A 19500-nucleotide genomic window follows, 5' to 3' on the forward strand; every position below is an offset into this window, starting at 1 on the left:
CCATGGTGAACGTCCCGCGTCTGGTCATCGCCGCACCCTCCTCGGGGAGCGGCAAGACCACGGTCGCGACAGGGCTGATGGCGGCCTTCTCGGAGCGCGGTCTGGCCGTGTCCCCGCACAAGGTCGGGCCCGACTACATCGATCCGGGCTATCACGCGCTGGCCGTGTCCCCGGGGGCGTCCGGCACCCCGGGAGGGGCCGGCGCGGCGGGGTCGGCCGCCCGTGCCAGGCCGGGCCGCAATCTCGACGCGTACATGTGCGGTCCCGCTCTGATCGGGCCGCTGTTCGCGCACGGCGCGGCGGGCTGTGACCTGGCGGTCGTCGAGGGCGTGATGGGGCTCTACGACGGCGCGTCGGGCCAGGGCGAACTGGCCTCCACCGCACAGGTGTCGAAGCTGCTGCGCGCGCCGGTGGTCCTGGTGGTGGACGCCTCGTCGCAGTCGCGTTCGGTGGCGGCGCTGGTGCATGGCTTCGCCTCGTGGGATCCGGAGGTACGGATCGGCGGGGTGATTCTCAACAAGGTCGCCACCGACCGGCATGAACGGCTGCTGCGCGACGCGCTGGACGAGTCGGGCGTGCCGGTCATGGGGGTGCTGCGGCGCGCCGACGGGGTGACCGCGCCCTCGCGCCATCTGGGTCTGGTGCCGGTCGCGGAGCGGCGCGCGGAGGCGGTCGGATCGATGCGGGAGCTGGCCGCGCGGGTGCGGGCGGGATGCGATCTGGAGGCGCTGCTGGCGCTCGCGCGCAGTGCGCCGGCGCTCGATGTGACGCCGTGGGAGCCGGCGGTCGAGCCGGTCGCTCCCGCGACGGGCGCGGGCCGGCCGGTGATCGCGATGGCCGGCGGGTCCGCCTTCACCTTCTCGTACGCGGAGCACACCGAGCTGCTGACGGCCGCGGGCGCGGACGTCGTCCCGTTCGATCCGCTGCGGGACGAGGAACTTCCGGAAGGCACCGCGGGTCTGGTGATCGGCGGCGGGTTCCCCGAGGTGTACGCGCCGGAGCTGTCCGCCAATGAGCCACTGCGCAAGGCCGTGGCGGAGCTGGCGCACTCCGGCGCTCCGGTGGCCGCCGAATGCGCCGGACTGCTGTATCTGGCGCGCTCCCTGGACGGGGCGCCGATGTGCGGGGTACTGGCGGCGGACGCCCGGATGTCGGGGCGGCTGACGCTGGGCTACCGGGAGGCGGTGGCGGTCGGCGACAGCGCGCTGGCGCGGGCCGGTACGCGCGTACGGGGGCATGAGTTCCACCGGACGGTGCTGGAGCCGGGCGCCGGGGCGGCTCCGGCGTGGGGGGTGGTGCACCCGGAGCGCCGCGTGGAGGGGTTCGTTCAGCAGGGCGTGCACGCGAGCTATCTGCATACGCACTGGGCGGCGGCGCCGGAGCTGGCGCGGCGGTTCGTGGAGCGATGTTCCGTGCAGAGCTGTTCGTGAAGAGCGTTTCGTGAAGAGCGTTTCGTGAAGAGAGGTACGGCGTGATGGACGGGCCCGGCGGGAACGCGTGCCGCGGGTCAGTCGGCCACGCCGACCACCACCCAGATGAAACCCACACCGAGGACCGTGCAGAGCAGCGTGGAGCGCGCCGGATGGTCGTGGTGCGCCTCGGGCAGGATCTCGGCGGCGGCGAGATAGAGCAGGACGCCGCCGAAGAAGCCGAGGTAGCTGCCGAGCGCTTCGGCCGGGAGGGTGAACAGCAGGGTGGACGCGGCGCCGAGCACCGGCGCGATCGCGTCCGCGACCAGCATCGTGATCGCCTTGCGCCGGTCGTTCCCGTACAGGCTGGTGATCGTGTACGTGTTGAAGCCGTCGGCGAAGTCATGGGCGATGACGGCGAGGGCGACGGCGGTGCCCATGCCGCCGCCGACCTGGAAGGCCGCGCCGAGCGCGATGCCGTCCATCAGGCTGTGCCCCACCATGGCGGCGGCGGCCGTCAGCCCCACCTGGGGCACCCGCTCGCCGGGCCGGAGGCCGGAGCCGTGCGGGTCGCCGCCGTGGGACGCGCGGCGCACGGCGAGCAGGCGTTCCACCAGATGGGCTACGAGAAAGCCGCCGACGAACAGCAGCAGCGCCTGGGGCACCCCCAGGAACTCGCCGCCCGCCGCGTGCATGGCCTCCGGCAGCAGATCCAGCCCGACCACGCCGAGCATCAGCCCCCCGGCCAGGCCCAGCACGAGATGGCGGCGGTCGGTGACGCGCTGCGCCGTCCAGCCGCCGAACAGCGTCATGAGGAACGCGCCGAGCGCGACGAACACCGCCATGGGCCCCTGCATAGCCGATCGGACGGGTACTTCGCACATCCGGGGAGCGGGCCGGGAGCTGCGGGGAGCGAGCCCGAACACGCGGGGAGCGAGCCGGAGCCGGAGCCCGCGCTCGGCGGACCCGGCGGGCTCGGCGGGCTCGTTGTCGGGGTGGGTGCGCGCTCCGGGGTGTCCGTGGCGGACGTGCTCTGGCTGATCGAGACCGTGCTGCGGGACGCCGGGCTCTCGCCGCGCTCCCTGGTCGAGGTGGCCACGGTCGACAGCAGGGCCGGCGAGGCGGGGATCGCCGGGGCGGCGGCGCGGCTCGGCGTCCCCCTGCGGGGATACCCGGCCGCGCTGCTGGCCACGGTCGCCGTACCGAACCCGTCCGGTGCGCCGCTGGCCGCGCTGGGGACGCCGTCCGTCGCCGAGGCCGCCGCGCTCGTGGGCGGGGGCGAACTCCTCGTACCGAAACGGAAGTCGGGCTCCGGCGCCGGGCCGGCGTCGGTCACCTGTGCCGTGGCGGATAGGAGCCAGTCGGAGTGGAACCGGCCCGGGCGGAAATGATGTCGGTGGTGACGGTAGAGTGCGGCGGCCTCGCGGCAGCGCCCGGACCGTGTGGTGACGTCCCGGGGCACCGGTGGCGGGAGAAGAGGAAAGGAGCCCGGTGATCCGCGTTGTCCAGCCCATCGAGAACGGTCGGGGAGTGATGCCCCGGCAGCGGGGGTCGGGGCCGCGTCCCTGGTTGGCGCTTCCCCGGTCGGCCCGGCCCCGGGTGGCGCTTTCCCTGCCGCCGTCGGCACCGCCGTACACGCCGGAGGCCATATCCGGCGACAACCTTCATGACTGCCATGTCTACGCGCGCTGACAACCATGATCTGCGCCATCACGGCGATGCCGAGGTGCGGGACGGAGCCGCCGGGCTGATCGATCTCGCCGTCAATGTCCGTACGGACACTCCCCCGGAGTGGCTGCGCGCGCGCATCGCCGACTCGCTGGCCGGGCTCGCCGCGTACCCCGACGGGCGGGCGGCCCGCGCGGCGGTCGCGGCGCGGCACGGACTGCCGGTCGAGCGGGTGCTGCTGACGGCGGGGGCGGCGGAGGCGTTCGTGCTGCTGGCCCGCGCGCTGCCGGCCCGTCGCCCCGTGGTGGTCCATCCGCAGTTCACCGAACCGGAGGCGGCGCTGCGGGACGCGGGGCACGAGGTGCGACGGGTGCTGCTGGGCGCGAGGGACGGCTTCCGGCTGGATCCGGAGGCCGTGCCCGACGACGCGGATCTGGTGGTGCTCGGGAACCCGACCAATCCGACGTCCGTGCTCCATCCGGCCGAGGCGATAGCGAAGCTGGCCCGGCCCGGCCGGACGCTGGTGGTGGACGAGGCGTTCATGGACGCGGTGCCGGGTGAACCGGAGGCGCTGGCCGGGCGTACGGACGTGCCGGGGCTCGTCGTACTGCGCAGCCTCACCAAGACCTGGGGCCTGGCGGGCCTGCGGATCGGCTATGTGCTGGCCGAGCCGGGCACGGTCGCGGCGCTGGAGCGCGCGCAGCCGCTGTGGCCGGTCTCGACGCCCGCGCTGGCGGCGGCGGAGGCGTGCATGTCCCCCGCCGCGCTCGCGGAGGCCGAGCAGGCGGCGTGCCGGATCGCGGTGGAGCGCGCGCATCTGCTGGCCGGGCTCGCGGAGTTCGAGGAGGTGCGGGCGGTGGAGGCGGCGGAGGGCCCGTTCGTGCTCATCCGGGTGAAGCGCGCGGACTCGGTGCGGGCCAGGCTCCGCACGCTGGGCTTCGCCGCCCGGCGCGGCGACACCTTCCCGGGGCTCGACCGCGACTGGCTGCGGCTCGCGGTCCGCGACCGGGCCACGACGAACCGTTTCCTCCAGGCCCTGGACCAGGCACTGACGGCGGTCGGCTGACGGGGGCTGTACCCGGAGCGGGAGCGCGCGCTGTGCGAGGCGTACGAGACGGTGCCCCCATCGACCACACCCACGTCCACACCCACGCCCGCGTCCACGCCCACGCCCGGGGGCCGGAAGCGCCTCCCGCTCCCGGCCCCCGGACCGCGGTCAGCGTCGGCGCGCGGCCCTCGCCAGCAGCAGCGCTCCGCCGCCCGCCCCGAGCAGCGCCACCGCGCCGCCCGCCAGATACGGCGTCGTGGAGTCGCCGCCCGTCTCCGCGAGGTTCTCCTCGGCCGGCTCCACCACGGTCTGCGGCTTCGTATCGGCCTTCGCGGGCGCGGACTTCTCCGGTTCCGGCGTCTCGGTGGCCGCGGGCGCCTTCGGCGACTCGCAGGTGGCCCCGGCGAGCGTGACGGTGCCCTCGACCTCGGCGACATTCAGCTTGAGCGGGTTGATCGACACACGCAGTTCGAGCGCGCTGGCCGCGGCCGTACGGGACGTGGTGTGCGTCTTCGACAGATCGAGCGTGACGGTACCCACACCGGGGACCTCGACACGGGTGGGACCGCCCGCGGAGAGCGTGACGCGCTTGCCGAGCACGGTCACCTGACCGAGCAGTTCCGACTCCGCGACCGGCCGCTTCCCGGCCACACAGACCGCCTTGGAGGTGACCTCCTGGATCTCGATGAGCGAGAGCAGCGGCAGTCCGGGCACATGCACCTTCGCGTGGGCGAGGTTGGTGTATCCCTCCGCCTTGCGCGCGTCGGCCGTCGCCCTCGCGGTGGCCACGTCGGCGCGCAGCACGGTGAAGGCCCTGCCCTGGTCGACCCCGTCCAACTGGACGCTCAGGGTCGTCTTGTCCGCGTTCGCGGGCGCCGACACCTCGTTCAGGGCGGCCCGCAGGGGCACGTTGAGGGTCTTGTTGAGCAGGGACACGTCGAGGCCGGTCCTGAGCACGACCGCGGTCGCCCGCCCGTCGCCCGCGCCCTCGGTGGCCTGCGCCGGAGCGGCGAGGGCCAGGGGGCCCGCCGTCAGTACGCCGGCGGCCATCAGGGCGGCGGCACGGCGTGCGGGCATGCGGAAGGTGTTGCTGTTCAAGATGTGGAACCCCCACAAGAGATTTGGTGTCGCCGGCCCGCCCAACGGGGACACGGGGCGGTGGCGACCGAGACACCGGAATCTTTACGCACGGAGAGTGAACCGGCAGACACCTGAGGTGAGTTCACTCCAAAGTGGGGTTTCCGGGTAGATATTCGATTCTTGTGGCACATGGGTTCCCCGGAGCCCCCGGATGACGGCGCGTCAGGGGCAGGAGCGGCACACCGCCCCTCAATGCCTTGAGCACGTAAGCGAGTTAAACGACCCCGGCCGCCCCGCGTCACGCCTCCGTCAACCGGGCGCCGCCCGGCCCGGCACGGTCACTGCCGCCCGGCCCGGCACGGTCACTGCCGCCCGGCACCGCGCTCCTGTCAGCCGACGATCCGACCGTTCAGCACGATCCGCCGCGGCGCCGCCAGGACCCGTACGTCCGCGCGCGGATCCTCGCCGTACACCACGAGATCCCCGGGGGCGCCTTCCTCCAGCGACGGGCGGCCCAGCCACTCACGCGCTCCCCATGTGGTGGCCGAGAGCGCCTCCACCGGCGGGATCCCGGCCTTCGTCAGCTCCTCGACCTCCCCCGCCACCAGACCATGGGCCAGACCGCCGCCCGCGTCCGTGCCGACGAAGACCGGGACGCCCGCGTCGTACGCCGCGCGCACGGTGTCGTAGCGGCGCTCGTACAGCCGGTTCATATGCGCCGACCAGCGCGGGAACTTGCTCTGCCCGCCCGCCGCGAGCCGGGGGAACGTGGCGATGTTGACCAGTGTCGGGACGATCGCGACACCACGTTCCGCGAAGAGCGGGACGGTGTCCTCGGTGAGCCCGGTCGCGTGCTCGATACAGTCGATGCCCGCCTCGACGAGATCGCGGAGGGAGTCCTCGGCGAAGCAGTGCGCGGTGACCCTGGCCCCGAGCCGGTGCGCCTCCGCGATGGCCTCCTCGACCTCGGCCCGCGGCCAGCAGGCGGTCAGATCGCCCGCGTCGCGGTCGATCCAGTCACCGACGAGCTTCACCCAGCCGTCGCCGCGCCGGGCCTCCCCGGCCACATACGCGACCAGGTCCTCCGGCTCGATCTCATACGCGTAGTCGCGGATGTAGCGGCGGGTACGGGCGATATGGCGGCCCGCCCTGATGATCTTCGGCAGATCCTCGCGGTCGTCGATCCAGTGCGTGTCCACGGGCGATCCGGCGTCCCTGAGCAGCAGGGCGCCCACCTCGCGCTCGTCCAGCGCCTGCTTCTCGGTGGTCGCCTCGTCGACCGCCCCGTGATGGTCGAGGCCGACATGGCAGTGGGCGTCCACCAGACCGGGCAGCGCCCAGCCCTCGACCGTACGGACATCGCGGGCGCCGGCCGGCCGCTCGTAGCTGATCCTGCCGCCCACGACCCACAGTTCGTCCCTGACCTCCTCGGGGCCGACGAGCACCCGCCCCTTCACCCGCAGCACCGTGTGATCACTCATGAGCAGCACTGTACGAGGCCGTGAGTACCCTCGACCGGGGGGTTCCGCACACCGGTCCGATCCCGGCCCCGTACCTCCGCCTCCGGGTCCGACCCCCGGACCGAACCGCTCCGAACCGACCCCGGCCCCCTACCCGACCCGCTCCGGCCCACCCCGATCCGAGCGCCCCACCGAAGAGAGCACCGCCGTGACACACCCGCTGCTGGACCTGCCCCCGCTGACCGCCGCGCACTTCGCCGCCATCGAGCGCCGCGTGGCCTCGCTCCTCGCCACCCGGAACGATGTCGTGATCATGCAGGGTGAGGCCCTGCTGCCGCTGGAGGGCTGTATCCGCGGTGGCGCGGGTCCCGGTTCCACCGCGCTGAACGTCGTCACGGGGCCGTACGGGCAGACCTTCGGGAACTGGCTGCGCGACTGCGGCGCGGTAGTGGTGGATCTGGAGGTGCCGTTCCACACGGCCGTGACCGCGGCGGCGGTCGAACGGTCGCTCGCCGCGCATCCCGAGATCGACTTCGTCTCGCTGGTGCACGCGGAGGCGGCGACCGGCAACACCAACCCCGTCGCGGAGATCGGCGAGGTGGTACGGGCCCATGGCGCGCTGTTCATGGTGGACGCCGTGGCGTCGGTGGCCGCCGAGCCGCTGCTCACCGACGCCTGGGGGGTGGATCTGTGTGTGATCGGCGCGCAGAAGGCGATGGGCGGTCCCGCCGGGGTCTCCGCGGTGTCCGTGAGCGAGCGGGCCTGGGAGCGGTTCGCCGCCAACCCCCGGGCCCCGCGCCGCTCGTATCTCTCGCTCCTCGACTGGAAGGAACGCTGGATCGACGGCGAGCGCCGTGCGCTGCCGCACGCTCCGGCCCAGTTGGAGATGCTGGCGCTGGAAGCGTGTCTGGAGCGCATCGAGGCGGCCGGTCCTGCGACGGTCATGGCCCGGCACGCCTCGGCGGCGGCTGCCACCCGCGCGGGCGCGCTGGCGCTGGGCGGCGGTCTGACGCCGTTCGTCCACGAGGCCGCCGACGCCGCTCCGGTGGCCACCACGCTCCGGATGCCCGCCGGGGTGGACGCCACCGGCGTGGTGGCGAAGGCGCTGGCCGCCGATCCGGCGCTGCCGCTGGTCGCGGGCGGCGGGGCGCTCGCCGCGGAGATGATCCGGGTCAACCACTACGGCGCCGACGCGACCCCGGCCGCCGTACGGTCCTCGCTGCTCGCGCTGGGCGCGGCGCTCGACGGCTCCGGGAGCAGGGTCGACCCGGAGGCGGCGGTGCGGGCGGCCGACGAGGCGTGGCGGGGCTAGACACAGCGGGGCTGGACATACCCGTCCCATGGGGGCGCCGGCCCTGGAATCATATGTGGCCGCAGTATCCATAAATTGAAGAGGTCATTAATTCGCGAATACGGGAAGATGCTTTACCGCGAGCAGCTTCCCGTATTCGTCTGCCCCCGTTTCTCTGCCCTAAACGCCAAGATTTCATCAGGGCCTCCGGTGTGATTCCGGGCGGTCTCCCGAGCGTTACGGATATGTGACCGAGTCCACAAATCCGCCCGTTTCGCCCCAACATATAGCTACATTTTACCCCAGCTTCCGATCGGCGCATCAGGGCCCACATGCCCGCGCGATAACACAGCCCGGCCGCTCACCCAACCCCTGGCCCGGATGCATCTTTTGAATTTGCTGGGTAAATTCAATCCGTATGACCGCCGCACAAGCAGACCTTGCAGGCGCCCGAAGCGAATTCCCCCGATCCTTCACGACCGACGCCCCACGAGTGGAGGACGGAGCCGCGATCTGGCGCATTGCCCGCGACTCCCAGGTCCTGGACCTCAACTCCTCGTACAGCTACCTGCTCTGGTGTCGTGACTTCGCCGCCACCTCGCTCGTCGTCCGTGACGAGACGGGATCCCCGATCGCCTTCGTCACGGGGTACGTACGGCCGGAGCGCCCCGAGGCGCTGGTCGTCTGGCAGGTGGCCGTCGACGCGGCCCACCGCGGCCACGGTCTCGCGGGCACCCTGCTCGACGAGCTGACCGCCCGGGTGGCCGAGGAGCGGGGCATAACGGCCGTCGAGACGACCGTGACCCCCGACAACACCGCCTCGGACCGGCTGTTCACCGCGTACGCCGCACGTCACGGCGCCGCGCTTGAGCGCGAGGTCCTCTTCGACGGCGGACTGTTCCCCGAAGGGGTGCACCAACCGGAGGTGCTCTACCGCATCGGACCGCTCTCGCCCTGAGCACGCCCGCGCCGGAGCCCGACGAGGGCTCCCGCGCCGCCGCGCCCGGGTACGCCCGTGTCACGCCGCGCACGCCACGCAGAGGCGCGCGCCGCGCAGGAGCGTCCGAGCCCCGAGCACACTTCCGTCTCTCCCTCACCCGCACACCCCCATCGGCAGGAGACCCCCATGACCATCACCCCGCCCGCACTGAGCGTTTTCGAGACTCTCGAATCCGAGGTACGCAGCTACTGCCGCGGCTGGCCCGCCGTGTTCGACCGCGCGCGGGGCGCCCGCCTCACCGACGAGGACGGCCATGGCTACCTCGACTTCTTCGCCGGCGCCGGCTCACTCAACTACGGCCACAACAACCCGGTGCTGAAACGCGCGCTGATCGACTACATCGAACGTGACGGCATCACCCATGGTCTCGACATGGCGACGACCGCGAAACGCGCGTTCCTGGAGTCCTTCCAGAACGTGGTGCTCCGGCCGCGTGATCTGCCGTACAAGGTGATGTTCCCCGGGCCCACCGGCACCAACGCGGTGGAGTCCGCGCTCAAGCTCGCCCGCAAGGTGAAGGGCCGCGAGTCGATCGTCTCGTTCACCAACGCCTTCCACGGCATGTCGCTGGGCTCGCTCGCCGTCACCGGCAACGCGTTCAAGCGCGCCGGGGCCGGTATCCCGCTGGTGCACGGCACCCCGATGCCCTTCGACAACTACCTGGACGGCCAGACCCCCGACTTCCTCTGGTTCGAACGGCTGCTTGAGGACCAGGGCTCCGGGCTCAACAAGCCCGCCGCCGTCATCGTCGAGACCATCCAGGGCGAGGGCGGCATCAATGTCGCCAGGCCCGAGTGGCTGCGGGCGCTGGCCGATCTCTGCCACCGCCAGGACATGCTGCTGATCGTCGACGACATCCAGATGGGCTGCGGCCGTACCGGCGCCTTCTTCTCGTTCGAGGAAGCGGGCATCACCCCGGACATCGTCACGCTGTCGAAGTCCATCAGCGGGTACGGGCTTCCCATGTCGCTGTGCCTGTTCACGCCGGAGCTGGACGTCTGGGAGCCCGGCGAGCACAACGGCACCTTCCGGGGCAACAACCCGGCGTTCGTCACCGCCGCCGCGGCGCTCACCACGTACTGGGCCGACGGCCAGATGGAGAAGCAGACCATCGCCCGTGGTGAGCAGGTGGAGCAGGCGCTGTTCGCGATCCGCGCCGAGAGCAGCGGCGATGTCCCCGATGTCAGGGGCCGCGGGCTGGTCTGGGGCCTGGAGTTCGAGGACAAGGGCCGCGCGTCCGCCGTCTGCGCCCGCGCCTTCGAGCTGGGTCTGCTGCTGGAGACCTCGGGGCCGCAGAGCGAGGTGGTCAAGCTGCTGCCGCCGCTCACCATCACCGCGGAGGAGCTGGACGAGGGGCTGCGCACGGTGGAGCGCGCCGTACGCGAAACCGCCTGACCCGCGCGGCACCCGGCAGCCGGCACACCCCACAGGAAAGCGCGTAGCGCGTCCGCAGAAGGCAGCGCGTCCGCAGAAGAGAGAACAGCAGAAGAGAAAGGCGTCAAGGCACCGTGATCGTCCGATCGTTCAAGGACATCGAGAACACCGACCGCCATGTGAAGTCGGCCTCGGGCACCTGGGAGAGCAAGCGCATCGTGCTCGCCAAGGAGAAGGTCGGCTTCTCCCTCCACGAGACCGTCCTGTACGCGGGTACGGAGACCTCGATGTGGTACGCCAACCACATCGAGGCCGTGCTGTGCGTCGAGGGCGAGGCCGAACTCACCAACGACGAGACCGGCGAGACCCACTGGATCTCCCCCGGCACGATGTATCTGCTGGACGGGCACGAGCGCCATACGCTCCGTCCGAAGACCGACTTCCGCTGCGTCTGTGTGTTCAATCCCCCGGTGACCGGGCGGGAGGACCATGACGAGAACGGTGTCTACCCGCTGCTGACAGAGGAGGGCTGACCATGACCACCACCCCCGTACGGACCGATCTGTACCCCACGCGTGGCCTCGGCGAGGTGACCACCCCCCGGCAGGACCCCGTCGTCTGGTCCCCGCCCGACGCGCCGGGCCCGATCGCGCCGGCCGATCTCGGCCGCTTCGAACGGGACGGTTTCCTCGCGGTCGAGCAGCTGATCGGCCCGGACGAGGTGGCGCTCTACCGCGCCGAGCTGGAGCGGCTGATCACCGACCCGGCGGTACGGGCGGACGAGCGCTCGATCATCGAGCCCAAGTCCCAGGACGTACGGTCCGTCTTCGAGATCCACCGCATGAGCGAGATCTTCGCCGGGCTCGTACGCGACGAGCGGGTGGTGGGCCGCGCACGGCAGATCCTCGGCTCCGAGGTCTATGTGCACCAGTCCCGGATCAACGTCAAGCCGGGCTTCGGCGCCTCGGGCTTCTACTGGCACTCGGACTTCGAGACCTGGCACGCGGAGGACGGTCTGCCGAACATGCGGACCGTCTCGGTCTCCATCGCGCTGACCGAGAACTTCGACACCAACGGCGGCCTGATGATCATGCCAGGATCGCACAGGTCGTTCCTGGGGTGCGCGGGCGAGACCCCGCGCGACAACTACAAGCAGTCGCTGAGGATGCAGGACGCCGGTACGCCCTCGCACGAGGCGCTGACGGCCCTGGCCGACCAGCACGGGATCAAGCTCTTCACGGGCAAGGCCGGTTCGGCGACCTGGTTCGACTGCAACTGCATGCACGGCTCGGGCGACAACATCACGCCGTACCCGCGCAGCAATGTCTTCATCGTGTTCAACAGCGTGGAGAACGCTGCGGAGGAGCCGTTCGCGGCGCCGGTGCCGCGGCCTGACTTCATCGGGGCCAGGGACTTCACGCCCGTGCGCTGATTCAGCCGTTACACGCGGGTAGGTCCCCGGGGGCGCGGGGCCGGTCAGGACGACCGGCCCCGCGCCCCTTTCCGCGGGCCGCCGGTCCCGGTCAGCTCTCCAGGGCCGGGTAGTCGATGTAGCCCTTGTCGTCACCGCCGAAGAAGGACGCCGGGTCGGGGGTGTTGTACGGGCCACCCGCCTTGAGCCGGGCCGGCAGATCGGGGTTGGCGAGGAAGAGCGCGCCGAAGGAGAGCAGATCGGCGGTGCCGTCCTCGATCAGCGCCAGCTCGCCTGCGCCGGTGAAGCCCTCGGTGGCCGCGTTGAGGACGAGCGTCCCGGAGAACAGCTTGCGCAGGGTGACGGTCAGTTCGCGGTTGTTCTCGATCAGATGCAGATAGGCGAGGCCGATCGGCTCCAACTGCTTGACCAGCGCGGTGTACACGGGCTCCGGGTCGGGCTCCGACACCCCGTTGTAGGGGTTGCCGGGCGAGATCCGGATCGCGGTCCGCTCGGCCCCGATCTCGGCGGCGACCGCGCGGGTCACCTCGACCGCGAAGCGGACACGGGCCTCGTCGGAGCCACCCCACTCATCGGTGCGCAGATTGGAGTTGGGTGCCAGGAACTGATGGATCAGATAGCCGTTGGCGCCGTGCAGCTCGACCCCGTCGAAGCCGGCCTCGACCGCGTTGCGGGCCGCCTCGGCGAAGTCCGCGATGGTCTCCCGTACCTCGTCGGAGGTCAGCTCGCGCGGGACGATGAAGTCCTTGGGGCCGTCATGGGTGAAGACCTGCCCCGGCGCGGCGACGGCGGAGGCGCTGACCGGGACCAGGCCGTCCGGCAGCAGGACCGGGTGGCCGATCCGGCCGGCGTGCATGATCTGCGCGAAGATCTTGCCGCCCTTGGCGTGTACGGCGTCGGTGACCTTCCGCCAGGCCGCGATCTGCTCCGTGCTGTGCAGTCCGGGGGTGTCGGGGTAGCCCTGACCGACCACGGAGGGCTGGGTGCCCTCGGTGATGATCAGACCCGCCGAGGCCCGCTGCGCGTAGTACTCCACCGTCGAGTCGGTGGGCGAGTTACCGGCGCCGAAGGCGCGGCTGCGGGTCATCGGGGCCATGGCGATGCGGTTGGCGAGCTGCGTACCCGACAGGTCGATCGGGTCGAACGCGGTGGTCATGGGGGCTCCCATAGCGGTCGTGGGTTCGGAACGAGGGCAAGGTGAACGAGGGCAACGCGACATACGGCCGAAACATTATGTGGTCGGCCAAGTAATCAACCGCGAGTCACCCTAGTCCATTCCCCGGGTCGATTATTGGCCGACCAAGCTAAACTCGGAGGCATGACCTCGGACCCGCCCGCGACCGCCGACAACCCCGCCTGTCCCGTCGAACCGCCCGGCGCCGCGCGCGGCGGCCCGGTCAGCCACGCCCTCTCCCGGGTCGCCCGGCTGCATCGCATCGCCGCGGGGAAACTGCTGCGGCGCTCCGGCCTCTATCCGGGCCAGGAGTTTCTGATGATGCATCTGTGGGACGCGGACGCGGTACGCCAGTCCGAGCTGATCAAGTCGATGGATCTCGACCCCTCCACGGTCACCAAGATGCTCCAGCGGCTGGACCACGCGGGGTACGTGCGGCGCACCGCCGACCCCCAGGACCGGCGCGCCGTACTGGTGCGGGCCACCGGCGACAGCTGCGCGCTGCGCTCCGAGGTCGAGGGCGCCTGGACGGAGCTGGAGGAGCACACCCTCGCGGGCCTCGACGACACCGAACGCGCGGAGCTGGCCCGGCTGCTCGCCAAGGTCGAGGCCAATCTCTGCACCGAGACGGCGGACTGTCCGCGACAATCGCCCGGAGGGGAATGGTCTGCCGAGGGGGACGAACATGCCGTACGGGCCGCTGAACCGACTGGGTGAGTACTGCGCCGAGGCGTTGGCGGAGCACGGCTGTCCGTCGGTCTCGGTCGCCGTGGCCGAGCGCGGCGAGGTGGTGCTCGCCGAGGCGTACGGAGTGGCGGATGTGGCGCGGGGCCGCCCGGCCACGCCCGCCACGGCCTACGGACTGGCTTCCGTCACGAAGCCGGTGACGGCGACCGCCGTCTGTCTGGCGGCCGACGAGGGGCTGCTCGACCTGGACGCGCCCGTGCCCCTGCCGGGGGAGCACCGGTGGCCGGCGCCGACGGCTCGTCAGCTGCTGCGGCACCGGGGTGGTTTCGCGGCGTTCTACGCCTGGGACTACGGCGACGACGAGAGCCGGATCGACGCGTCCCGCTACGCGTCGCCGTACCGGGCGCCGGGCACGGGATTCGAGTACGCCAACCTCGGCTACCGGGCCCTGGGCCTGCTGCTGGAGGCGGCCACCGGGCAGGAGTTGAGCGCGTTCGTCCGGGAGCGGGTGTTCGAGCCGCTCGGGCTCACCGGCTGTCATGTCGGACCGGGCTACCCGGGCCCCGCGCCATCGGCGGTGCGGTACACACCCGACGGCCGCGCGTACCCGGACTACGACTGCGATCACCCCGGTGCCACCCTCGGCTGGGCCCCGGCCGATGAGCTGGCGCTGTTCGCGCAGTCCTGCGAACGCCTGCTGAAGCCGGAGACGGCCGCGGCCATGAACGACGCGGTGCCGGTCAACGCCCTGGTCGGCTATGGGCTCGGCTGGTGCGTGTCGTACGGCGACGGTCCCGTGGTGCGCAGCCATGGCGGCGGCGGGGGCGGGGTCGCCGCGATGACCGCGGCCGTGCCGGCGCGGGACCTCTCGGTCGCGGTGCTCACCAACTCCACGGACAAGGCCGCCCGCGACGCGATCGTCCACTACGTGCTGGACGCCCTGGTTCCCGGATACCGGCCCGAGCTGATCGACCCGGGGATCCAGGAGCCGGAGCGCCCCACGGATCTGCCGGAAGGTCTCTGGGCCGGCCGGATCGGGACGCCGGAGGGCGATGTCCCGGTGGAGCTGCGGACCCGGCCGGACGGCGGGGTCGAGCTGCTGCTCGACGGCGTGCGCACGGACTCCACGGCCATCGCTTCCGAGTCCTGGGATCTGCGGGCGGTCTTCTCCGCGCAGCTGCCGACCGCCGACGCGCGCGTCAACAGCCCCAGCCTGCTGCTGAGCCTCCGCCGGGAACGGGCTCTCGGCCGGGGACCGGGCGCGGAGCGGCTGACCGGCGTCGCCCACGCGTTCAAGGACGGCGGCGATCGCGAGGGGCGGCTCGGGAACTTCCTCTGCCACCCCTGCGAGCTGATCGCTCAGCCGGCGAGCACGTCCAGCGCCCGGTCCACGTCGGCCGTGGTGTTGTAGAGGTGGAACGCCGCCCGCACATACCCGGCGCGCACCGACACCGCCACCCGCGCCCGCCGCAGATCGGGGTGGCGGTGTGCCAGTCCGGGGACGGACACGATCGCCGACTCGCCGGGTACCGGTTCATGGCCGAGCCCGGTCAGTCCCGTCCGGAAGCGGGCCGCCAGCGCGGTGTCATGGGCGTGGATCGCGTCGATGCCGATCTCCTCCAGCAGCGCGAGGGACGGCTCGGCGCCGTGGTACGAGAGGAAGGCCGGGGGCTCGTCGAAGCGGCGCGCGGAAGCGGCCAGCCGCTCGACGGGACCGTACGTACTGCCCCATGTGTCCTCGGCGGCCACCCAGCCCGCGTGCCGCGGCGTCAGTGACCGCTGCGCGTCCTCGGTCACGGTGAGGAAGGACGTACCGCGCGGGCAGAGCAGGAACTTGAACCCGCCGGTGACGGTGTAGTCGTACGCCCCGGCGTCCAGCGGCAGCCAGCCGGCCGACTGGGTCGCGTCCAGCAGCGTACGGGCGCCGTGCGCCGCCGCGGCGGCCCGGATCGCGGGCAGATCGGCGACCCTGCCGTCCGCGGACTGGGCCACCGAGAAGGCCACCAGCGCGGTGCCCGCCCGTACCTCCCCGGCCAGTTCCGCCAGCGGCGCGTACCGGAGCACGAGGTCGCCGCGTACGGCGAAGGGGGTGATGACCGAACTGAACTCGCCCTCGGGGAAGAGGACTTCGTCGCCCGGCCGCAGGGAGGACGCGATCAGTCCGACATGCACCGCGACCGAGCCACCCACCGCGACCCGCTCGGCGGGGACCCCGGCCAGCCGGGCGAAGGAGTCGCGCACGGCGTCCACGGTCTCGAAACTGCCCGCGCCCTCACCGCCCCGGCCGGTCGCGTTCTCCCGCGCCAGCGCCTGTACGGCGGCGACCGACCTACGGGGCAGCAGACCGCAGCTGGACGTGTTCAGATATGTCATGTCCGGCGCGAATTCGGCGCCTCCCAGGGTGTCCATGAACCCACCCTGGAACCCGGCCACCTCGTAGTCAATCGCACATTGCTGAAGGGAACGCCCAAGCGATCCTTATGAATGGGCTCCGGCCTGCGGAATCTCGCACGAGCCGTCGGTGTCACAGACCGCGGCGTCCGGCGAGGAAGCCCGGACGGGCGTGATCGTACGGCCCTGCCACGCCTGCTCCAGCGCCTGCGTGAACACCTCGGCGGGCTGCCCGCCGGAAACGCCGTAGCGCCGGTCGAGTACGAAGAACGGCACCCCGTTCGCGCCCAGTTCGGCGGCCTCGCGCTCATCGGCCCGTACCTCGTCGGCGTACGCGTCCGCGTCGGCGAGCACCCCGCGGACCTCGGTCTCGTCCAGACCGGCCTCGACGGCGAGCGTCACCAGGGTCTCCTCGTCGTAGACGGAGCGTTCCTCGGCGAAGTTCGCCCGGTAGGCGAGGTTCAGCAGCTCGTCCTGGCGGCCCCGGGCCTTGGCGAGGTGCAGCAGCCGGTGGATGTCGAACGTACTGCCGTGATCGCGCCCCTCCAGCCGGTAGCCGAGCCCCTCGGAGCGCGCGTTCGCGGCGACGCCCTCCTCCATGGCGAGCGCCTCCGTACGACTGCGCCCGTACTTGGCCGCCAGCATGTCGACGACCAGCCCGGTCTCCCCCTTGGCATGCCCCGGATCCAGCTCGAACGACCGGTGCACCACCTCGACGTCGTCCCGGTGGGCGAAGGCCGCGAGCCCCTTCTCGAACCGGGCCTTGCCGATGTAGCACCAGGGGCAGGCGATATCGCTCCAGATCTCGACGCGCATGTTTCCGCTTCTCTCCAGGGTCGTGGAATGGGTGGGCCAGGATGACCGGAGGCAGCCTCCACCCTTCGACAACGACAACGCGTCCACGCCCCGTGGGATTCCCGGCCCTCACATGAGGTGGTGCGGCACCTGGTGGATGTAGAAGGCACCGCAGGCGTGGCAGAGGGGCAGCCCGGCGGGCGTGCCCCACGCGTCCGCCGTCTGTCTGACGGCGTCCGGAGCCAGCTCACGCCCGCACAGCGCGGTCGTCTCGCCCAGCCGTGTCATGTGCCATACCTCGAATCGGGGTTCCGGGTCACGGGGTGAGGTCCCCTCCGCGTACTCCGCGCGCATTTCGTATTCCATGCTGAGTCTCCTGATCGGCGTCATGGCCCACGGAACGTATTGGCCCACGGAACGACGCCGCATGATTGCCCGCTTTCCCGGACGGTTGAAACAGGGCTCTCCCCCTCCCCTCTTGAACAGAGAAATGCCCCGCCCGACTCGGGGAGCCGAACGGGGCGGGGCGGTGTCCTTCAGCAACGCTCAAGCGCGTTCGACAGCGTGCGGTCGCGTTCAGGCGAGTTCAGGTGCGTTCAGGCGCGTTCAGGAACGTTCGAAGAAAAGGACGGACCGCAGCTTGTGATGCTCGCTCGCCGAGCCGCCGGGGCGGAGGGTGTACTCCTCGCCGTCGCAGTCCGGTCCGGTGAAGACGAGCGCGGTGGCCTTCGTGTGGTTGCGCGGCGTGTGCGCGGGCGGTACGTATTCACCGGCCGCTTCGGGGATCGTGACGCAGACCCAGCTGTCGGGATCCACCAGTCCGCCCACCCGCGGCTTTCCCGCGATGTCCGTATAGACATAGGTGAATTCACCTTCCGCCGCCGAAGCCGAGCCGGGTACGGAGACAAGCAGGGCGAGGGCGCCGACGGCGGCGGCCAGAGTGCTGCGAAGACGCATGCGGATGACTCCTTTGTCGTGACGCCATGAGGCTCCACGACAGGGCCCGGACGCGGAGCCGCAAAGGCGGGTGCGTCACCCGAAAGCGGTCGGGGAATCGCTCTCCTGTCGGCTACAGGGAGCACACGTGCGACAGCCGGCGCGCTTTCCGGCGCGGTGGTCACCGTATTCCCTCTCTCCATTCACGGCTGAGCCCCTGGGTACCGGTAGCGGTGCCGGTACCGGTGCCGGTATCCACGGGGAGCCGGTCGAGCCGGCGCAGGCAGGTGCCGTGCCAGCTGAGCTCACCGAGGGGGACGGCGAGACTCAGCCCCGGGAAGCGGCGGAAGAGGCCGGTCAGCGCCTCGCGCACCAGCTGACGTCCGAGCGCCGCGCCGAGGCAGTAATGGGGGCCGTGCCCGAAGGAGAGATGACCGGGCGCGGTACGCCGGGGCCCGGCCACGCGCGGTGGATCGGCACGCGGTGGATCGGTTCGTAACGTTTCGGCCCGTAAGGGGTCGGATCGTAACGGATCGGCCCGTAACGGGTCGGCTCGTAGCGGATCCGGCCAGGTGGCGGAGTGGAGATTGGCGGCGAGTACGGACGTGACGACCACGGCGCCGCGCGGCAGCGGGACACCCGCGAGGGCGCAGTCGTCCCGGGTGAACCGCCAACCCGTGTGCTGGAAAGGCGGATTCAGCCGCAGGATCTCCTCGGTGACCGCCGTGGTGTACGCGGGGCCGCGGCCATGACCGTCGCCGAGGCCGTGCCGTACCTCGGGGCGCCGCAGGGCCATGAGGGCGCCCGCCGGGACGACGGTGGACAGCGAGTCGACCGTACCGATCAGCAGCATGCCGAGCATCCCGGCCAGTTCGGCGTTGCCGATCCGCCCGCTCTGCCGGGCGCCCAGCAGGGCCGTGGCGGCGGTGGGGACCGGGGAGCGACGCGCGGCGCCGATGATGTGCAGGACGGTCTGGGCGAAGACGCGGTGTGCCGACCGGGCCTCTTCGGTGCCCGGGACCGCCCCGCTGGCGGCGAGGGCGGCCGTCACCGCCGCGTCGCACCGCTCGGGCACGATGCCGAGGATCTCCCCGGCCGTCGCCCCGGCCAGGGGCAGCGCGAGATCGGTGACGAGGTCGATCCGGTCGCGTCCGGCCAGCGAGCCGATGATCCGGGCCATGACGTCCCGCAGCCGCGCGCCCGTACGCTCCGTCGCGGCGGCGGTGAAGTACGGGGCGACGATACGGCGCAGCCCGCGGTGGCGTTCCCCGGACGCGGAGAGCAGCTGTGGCGCGTGGGCGAAGAAGTCCTCGGGGTAGCGGCGGTCGGGGAAGCCCTGCACCGGCCCGCCCAGCTCACCGATGTCGTTGGTCAGTCGCGGGTCGGTGAGGACACCGCGCGCCAGGGCGGGGTCCGTGGCGGCCCACGCGCGCAGACCGCCGCCGAGCGTGACCGGGCGCAGGGCGGGCCCGTCCGGTGTGGTGAGGCGCCGCGCGGCGGCGGTGAATCCGTGCTCGTGCAGGGCCGGACAGGCCAGCGGGACCGAGGCCGGGACCGGAGCCTGAACGGGGACGGGGACGGGGACGGGGGCATGGGCCGGGACCGGGACCGGGACCGGCGACTGTGCGCCCGTCATGCGGTAGCGAGGACGACGGCGGTGTTCTGCCCGCCGAAGCCGATGGAGGTGCCGGCCACAGCGCTCATCCGGTGCCGCCGGGGCACTTCACCGACGCCGGCGGTGATCCGGTCTTCCAT

The 19500-nt window shown here is 71.9% G+C and carries 19 protein-coding genes and 1 pseudogene; 10 read left to right on the top strand and 10 right to left on the bottom strand.

All coding sequences use genetic code 11. The annotated features are described in order from the left end of the window. Positions 1-2 precede the first annotated feature (2 nt). The gene (locus AB0M67_RS02970; RefSeq protein ID WP_365741972.1) at positions 3-1430 is read left to right on the top strand and encodes a cobyrinate a,c-diamide synthase; all 1428 of its coding nucleotides are present in this window, start codon (positions 3-5) and stop codon (positions 1428-1430) included. Between the two features lie 77 nt (positions 1431-1507). Here AB0M67_RS02970 and AB0M67_RS02975 read toward each other — a convergent pair whose 3' ends face one another. Next, the gene (locus AB0M67_RS02975) at positions 1508-2254 is read right to left on the bottom strand and encodes a ZIP family metal transporter (RefSeq protein WP_365741974.1); all 747 of its coding nucleotides are present in this window, start codon (positions 2252-2254) and stop codon (positions 1508-1510) included. Positions 2255-2392: 138 nt separating this feature from the next. On the opposite strand from AB0M67_RS02975, the pseudogene AB0M67_RS02980 reads away from it, so the two are divergent. Then, positions 2393-2755, top strand: a pseudogene (locus tag AB0M67_RS02980) (cobalamin biosynthesis protein); the annotation flags it as partial. A 320-nt stretch (positions 2756-3075) separates the two neighbouring features. Then, entirely contained in the window at positions 3076-4143 is a 1068-nt protein-coding gene (gene cobC, locus AB0M67_RS02985; RefSeq protein WP_365741977.1) for an Rv2231c family pyridoxal phosphate-dependent protein CobC, read from the top strand. 150 nt (positions 4144-4293) lie between these two features. On the opposite strand, the gene AB0M67_RS02990 is transcribed toward cobC, so the two are convergent. Continuing rightward, a complete protein-coding gene (locus AB0M67_RS02990; protein ID WP_365741978.1) occupies positions 4294-5223 on the bottom strand; it encodes an SCO1860 family LAETG-anchored protein in 930 nt (309 codons plus the stop codon). Positions 5224-5594: 371 nt separating this feature from the next. Continuing rightward, positions 5595-6686, bottom strand: a complete 1092-nt coding sequence (locus AB0M67_RS02995) for an amidohydrolase family protein (protein ID WP_365741980.1) — start codon at positions 6684-6686, stop codon at positions 5595-5597. A 187-nt stretch (positions 6687-6873) separates the two neighbouring features. On the opposite strand from AB0M67_RS02995, the gene AB0M67_RS03000 reads away from it, so the two are divergent. The 5 genes from AB0M67_RS03000 (at position 6874) to thpD (ending at position 11762) form a co-directional block, all read left to right on the top strand. Beyond that, complete coding sequence (locus AB0M67_RS03000) at positions 6874-7977, top strand: aminotransferase class V-fold PLP-dependent enzyme (protein ID WP_365741982.1); 1104 nt, start codon at positions 6874-6876, stop codon at positions 7975-7977. Between the two features lie 397 nt (positions 7978-8374). Beyond that, the gene (gene ectA, locus AB0M67_RS03005) at positions 8375-8914 is read left to right on the top strand and encodes a diaminobutyrate acetyltransferase (protein ID WP_365741984.1); all 540 of its coding nucleotides are present in this window, start codon (positions 8375-8377) and stop codon (positions 8912-8914) included. A gap of 168 nt (positions 8915-9082) precedes the next feature. Continuing rightward, on the top strand, positions 9083-10351 hold the full coding sequence (gene ectB / locus AB0M67_RS03010; RefSeq protein WP_365741986.1) for a diaminobutyrate--2-oxoglutarate transaminase: 1269 nt from the start codon (positions 9083-9085) through the stop codon (positions 10349-10351). A gap of 113 nt (positions 10352-10464) precedes the next feature. Further along, the gene (locus tag AB0M67_RS03015) at positions 10465-10863 is read left to right on the top strand and encodes an ectoine synthase (RefSeq protein ID WP_365741988.1); all 399 of its coding nucleotides are present in this window, start codon (positions 10465-10467) and stop codon (positions 10861-10863) included. Positions 10864-10865: 2 nt separating this feature from the next. Beyond that, on the top strand, positions 10866-11762 hold the full coding sequence (thpD, locus tag AB0M67_RS03020) for an ectoine hydroxylase (protein ID WP_365741990.1): 897 nt from the start codon (positions 10866-10868) through the stop codon (positions 11760-11762). A 91-nt stretch (positions 11763-11853) separates the two neighbouring features. Here the strand turns inward: thpD and AB0M67_RS03025 are convergent, their stop codons facing one another. Further along, a complete protein-coding gene (locus AB0M67_RS03025) occupies positions 11854-12918 on the bottom strand; it encodes an alkene reductase (RefSeq protein WP_365741991.1) in 1065 nt (354 codons plus the stop codon). A gap of 162 nt (positions 12919-13080) precedes the next feature. On the opposite strand from AB0M67_RS03025, the gene AB0M67_RS03030 reads away from it, so the two are divergent. Further along, entirely contained in the window at positions 13081-13653 is a 573-nt protein-coding gene (locus tag AB0M67_RS03030; protein ID WP_365741993.1) for a MarR family winged helix-turn-helix transcriptional regulator, read from the top strand. Further along, positions 13622-15034, top strand: coding sequence for a serine hydrolase domain-containing protein (locus tag AB0M67_RS03035; RefSeq protein WP_365741995.1), 1413 nt, complete (start codon positions 13622-13624; stop codon positions 15032-15034). Before AB0M67_RS03030 ends, AB0M67_RS03035 begins: the two co-directional genes overlap by 32 nt. Here AB0M67_RS03035 and AB0M67_RS03040 read toward each other — a convergent pair. The 6 genes from AB0M67_RS03040 to AB0M67_RS03065 all read right to left on the bottom strand — a co-directional run bounded on the left by AB0M67_RS03040 (position 14983) and on the right by AB0M67_RS03065 (position 19500). Next, positions 14983-16032: an aminotransferase class V-fold PLP-dependent enzyme gene (locus AB0M67_RS03040; RefSeq protein WP_365741997.1), complete on the bottom strand. Its 1050-nt coding sequence runs from the start codon at positions 16030-16032 to the stop codon at positions 14983-14985. The two genes, AB0M67_RS03035 and AB0M67_RS03040, sit on opposite strands and share 52 nt — an antisense overlap. A gap of 69 nt (positions 16033-16101) precedes the next feature. Further along, positions 16102-16830 carry a DsbA family oxidoreductase gene (locus AB0M67_RS03045; RefSeq protein ID WP_365741999.1) on the bottom strand — a complete coding sequence of 243 codons (729 nt, stop codon included), beginning with the start codon at positions 16828-16830 and terminating at the stop codon, positions 16102-16104. A 108-nt stretch (positions 16831-16938) separates the two neighbouring features. Then, on the bottom strand, positions 16939-17175 hold the full coding sequence (locus AB0M67_RS03050) for a hypothetical protein (RefSeq protein ID WP_365742000.1): 237 nt from the start codon (positions 17173-17175) through the stop codon (positions 16939-16941). A 240-nt stretch (positions 17176-17415) separates the two neighbouring features. Further along, on the bottom strand, positions 17416-17766 hold the full coding sequence (locus AB0M67_RS03055) for a hypothetical protein (RefSeq protein WP_365742002.1): 351 nt from the start codon (positions 17764-17766) through the stop codon (positions 17416-17418). A gap of 160 nt (positions 17767-17926) precedes the next feature. Continuing rightward, positions 17927-19381, bottom strand: coding sequence for a cytochrome P450 (locus AB0M67_RS03060; protein WP_365742004.1), 1455 nt, complete (start codon positions 19379-19381; stop codon positions 17927-17929). Next, complete coding sequence (locus AB0M67_RS03065) at positions 19378-19500, bottom strand: hypothetical protein (protein WP_365742006.1); 123 nt, start codon at positions 19498-19500, stop codon at positions 19378-19380. The genes AB0M67_RS03060 and AB0M67_RS03065 overlap by 4 nt, the downstream gene beginning before the upstream one ends.

The sequence above is a fragment of the Streptomyces sp. NPDC051662 genome, from assembly GCF_040681655.1.
In the GTDB taxonomy this organism is placed as follows: domain Bacteria; phylum Actinomycetota; class Actinomycetes; order Streptomycetales; family Streptomycetaceae; genus Streptomyces.

Excerpts from the sequence above, each read along its gene's own strand:
- AB0M67_RS02975 (WP_365741974.1), bottom strand. The coding sequence starts at position 2,254 with ATGGCGGTGTTCGTCGCGCTCGGCGCGTTCCTCATGACGCTGTTCGGC.
- AB0M67_RS03035 (WP_365741995.1), top strand. The coding sequence starts at position 13,622 with ATGCCGTACGGGCCGCTGAACCGACTGGGTGAGTACTGCGCCGAGGCG.
- thpD (WP_365741990.1), top strand. The coding sequence starts at position 10,866 with ATGACCACCACCCCCGTACGGACCGATCTGTACCCCACGCGTGGCCTC.
- AB0M67_RS03055 (WP_365742002.1), bottom strand. The coding sequence starts at position 17,766 with ATGCGTCTTCGCAGCACTCTGGCCGCCGCCGTCGGCGCCCTCGCCCTG.
- AB0M67_RS03025 (WP_365741991.1), bottom strand. The coding sequence starts at position 12,918 with ATGACCACCGCGTTCGACCCGATCGACCTGTCGGGTACGCAGCTCGCC.
- AB0M67_RS03040 (WP_365741997.1), bottom strand. The coding sequence starts at position 16,032 with ATGGACACCCTGGGAGGCGCCGAATTCGCGCCGGACATGACATATCTG.
- ectA (WP_365741984.1), top strand. The coding sequence starts at position 8,375 with ATGACCGCCGCACAAGCAGACCTTGCAGGCGCCCGAAGCGAATTCCCC.
- ectB (WP_365741986.1), top strand. The coding sequence starts at position 9,083 with ATGACCATCACCCCGCCCGCACTGAGCGTTTTCGAGACTCTCGAATCC.
- AB0M67_RS03050 (WP_365742000.1), bottom strand. The coding sequence starts at position 17,175 with ATGGAATACGAAATGCGCGCGGAGTACGCGGAGGGGACCTCACCCCGT.
- AB0M67_RS03030 (WP_365741993.1), top strand. The coding sequence starts at position 13,081 with ATGACCTCGGACCCGCCCGCGACCGCCGACAACCCCGCCTGTCCCGTC.
- AB0M67_RS02995 (WP_365741980.1), bottom strand. The coding sequence starts at position 6,686 with ATGAGTGATCACACGGTGCTGCGGGTGAAGGGGCGGGTGCTCGTCGGC.
- AB0M67_RS03045 (WP_365741999.1), bottom strand. The coding sequence starts at position 16,830 with ATGCGCGTCGAGATCTGGAGCGATATCGCCTGCCCCTGGTGCTACATC.
- cobC (WP_365741977.1), top strand. The coding sequence starts at position 3,076 with ATGACTGCCATGTCTACGCGCGCTGACAACCATGATCTGCGCCATCAC.
- AB0M67_RS03065 (WP_365742006.1), bottom strand. The coding sequence starts at position 19,500 with ATGGAAGACCGGATCACCGCCGGCGTCGGTGAAGTGCCCCGGCGGCAC.
- AB0M67_RS03060 (WP_365742004.1), bottom strand. The coding sequence starts at position 19,381 with ATGACGGGCGCACAGTCGCCGGTCCCGGTCCCGGTCCCGGCCCATGCC.
- AB0M67_RS02970 (WP_365741972.1), top strand. The coding sequence starts at position 3 with ATGGTGAACGTCCCGCGTCTGGTCATCGCCGCACCCTCCTCGGGGAGC.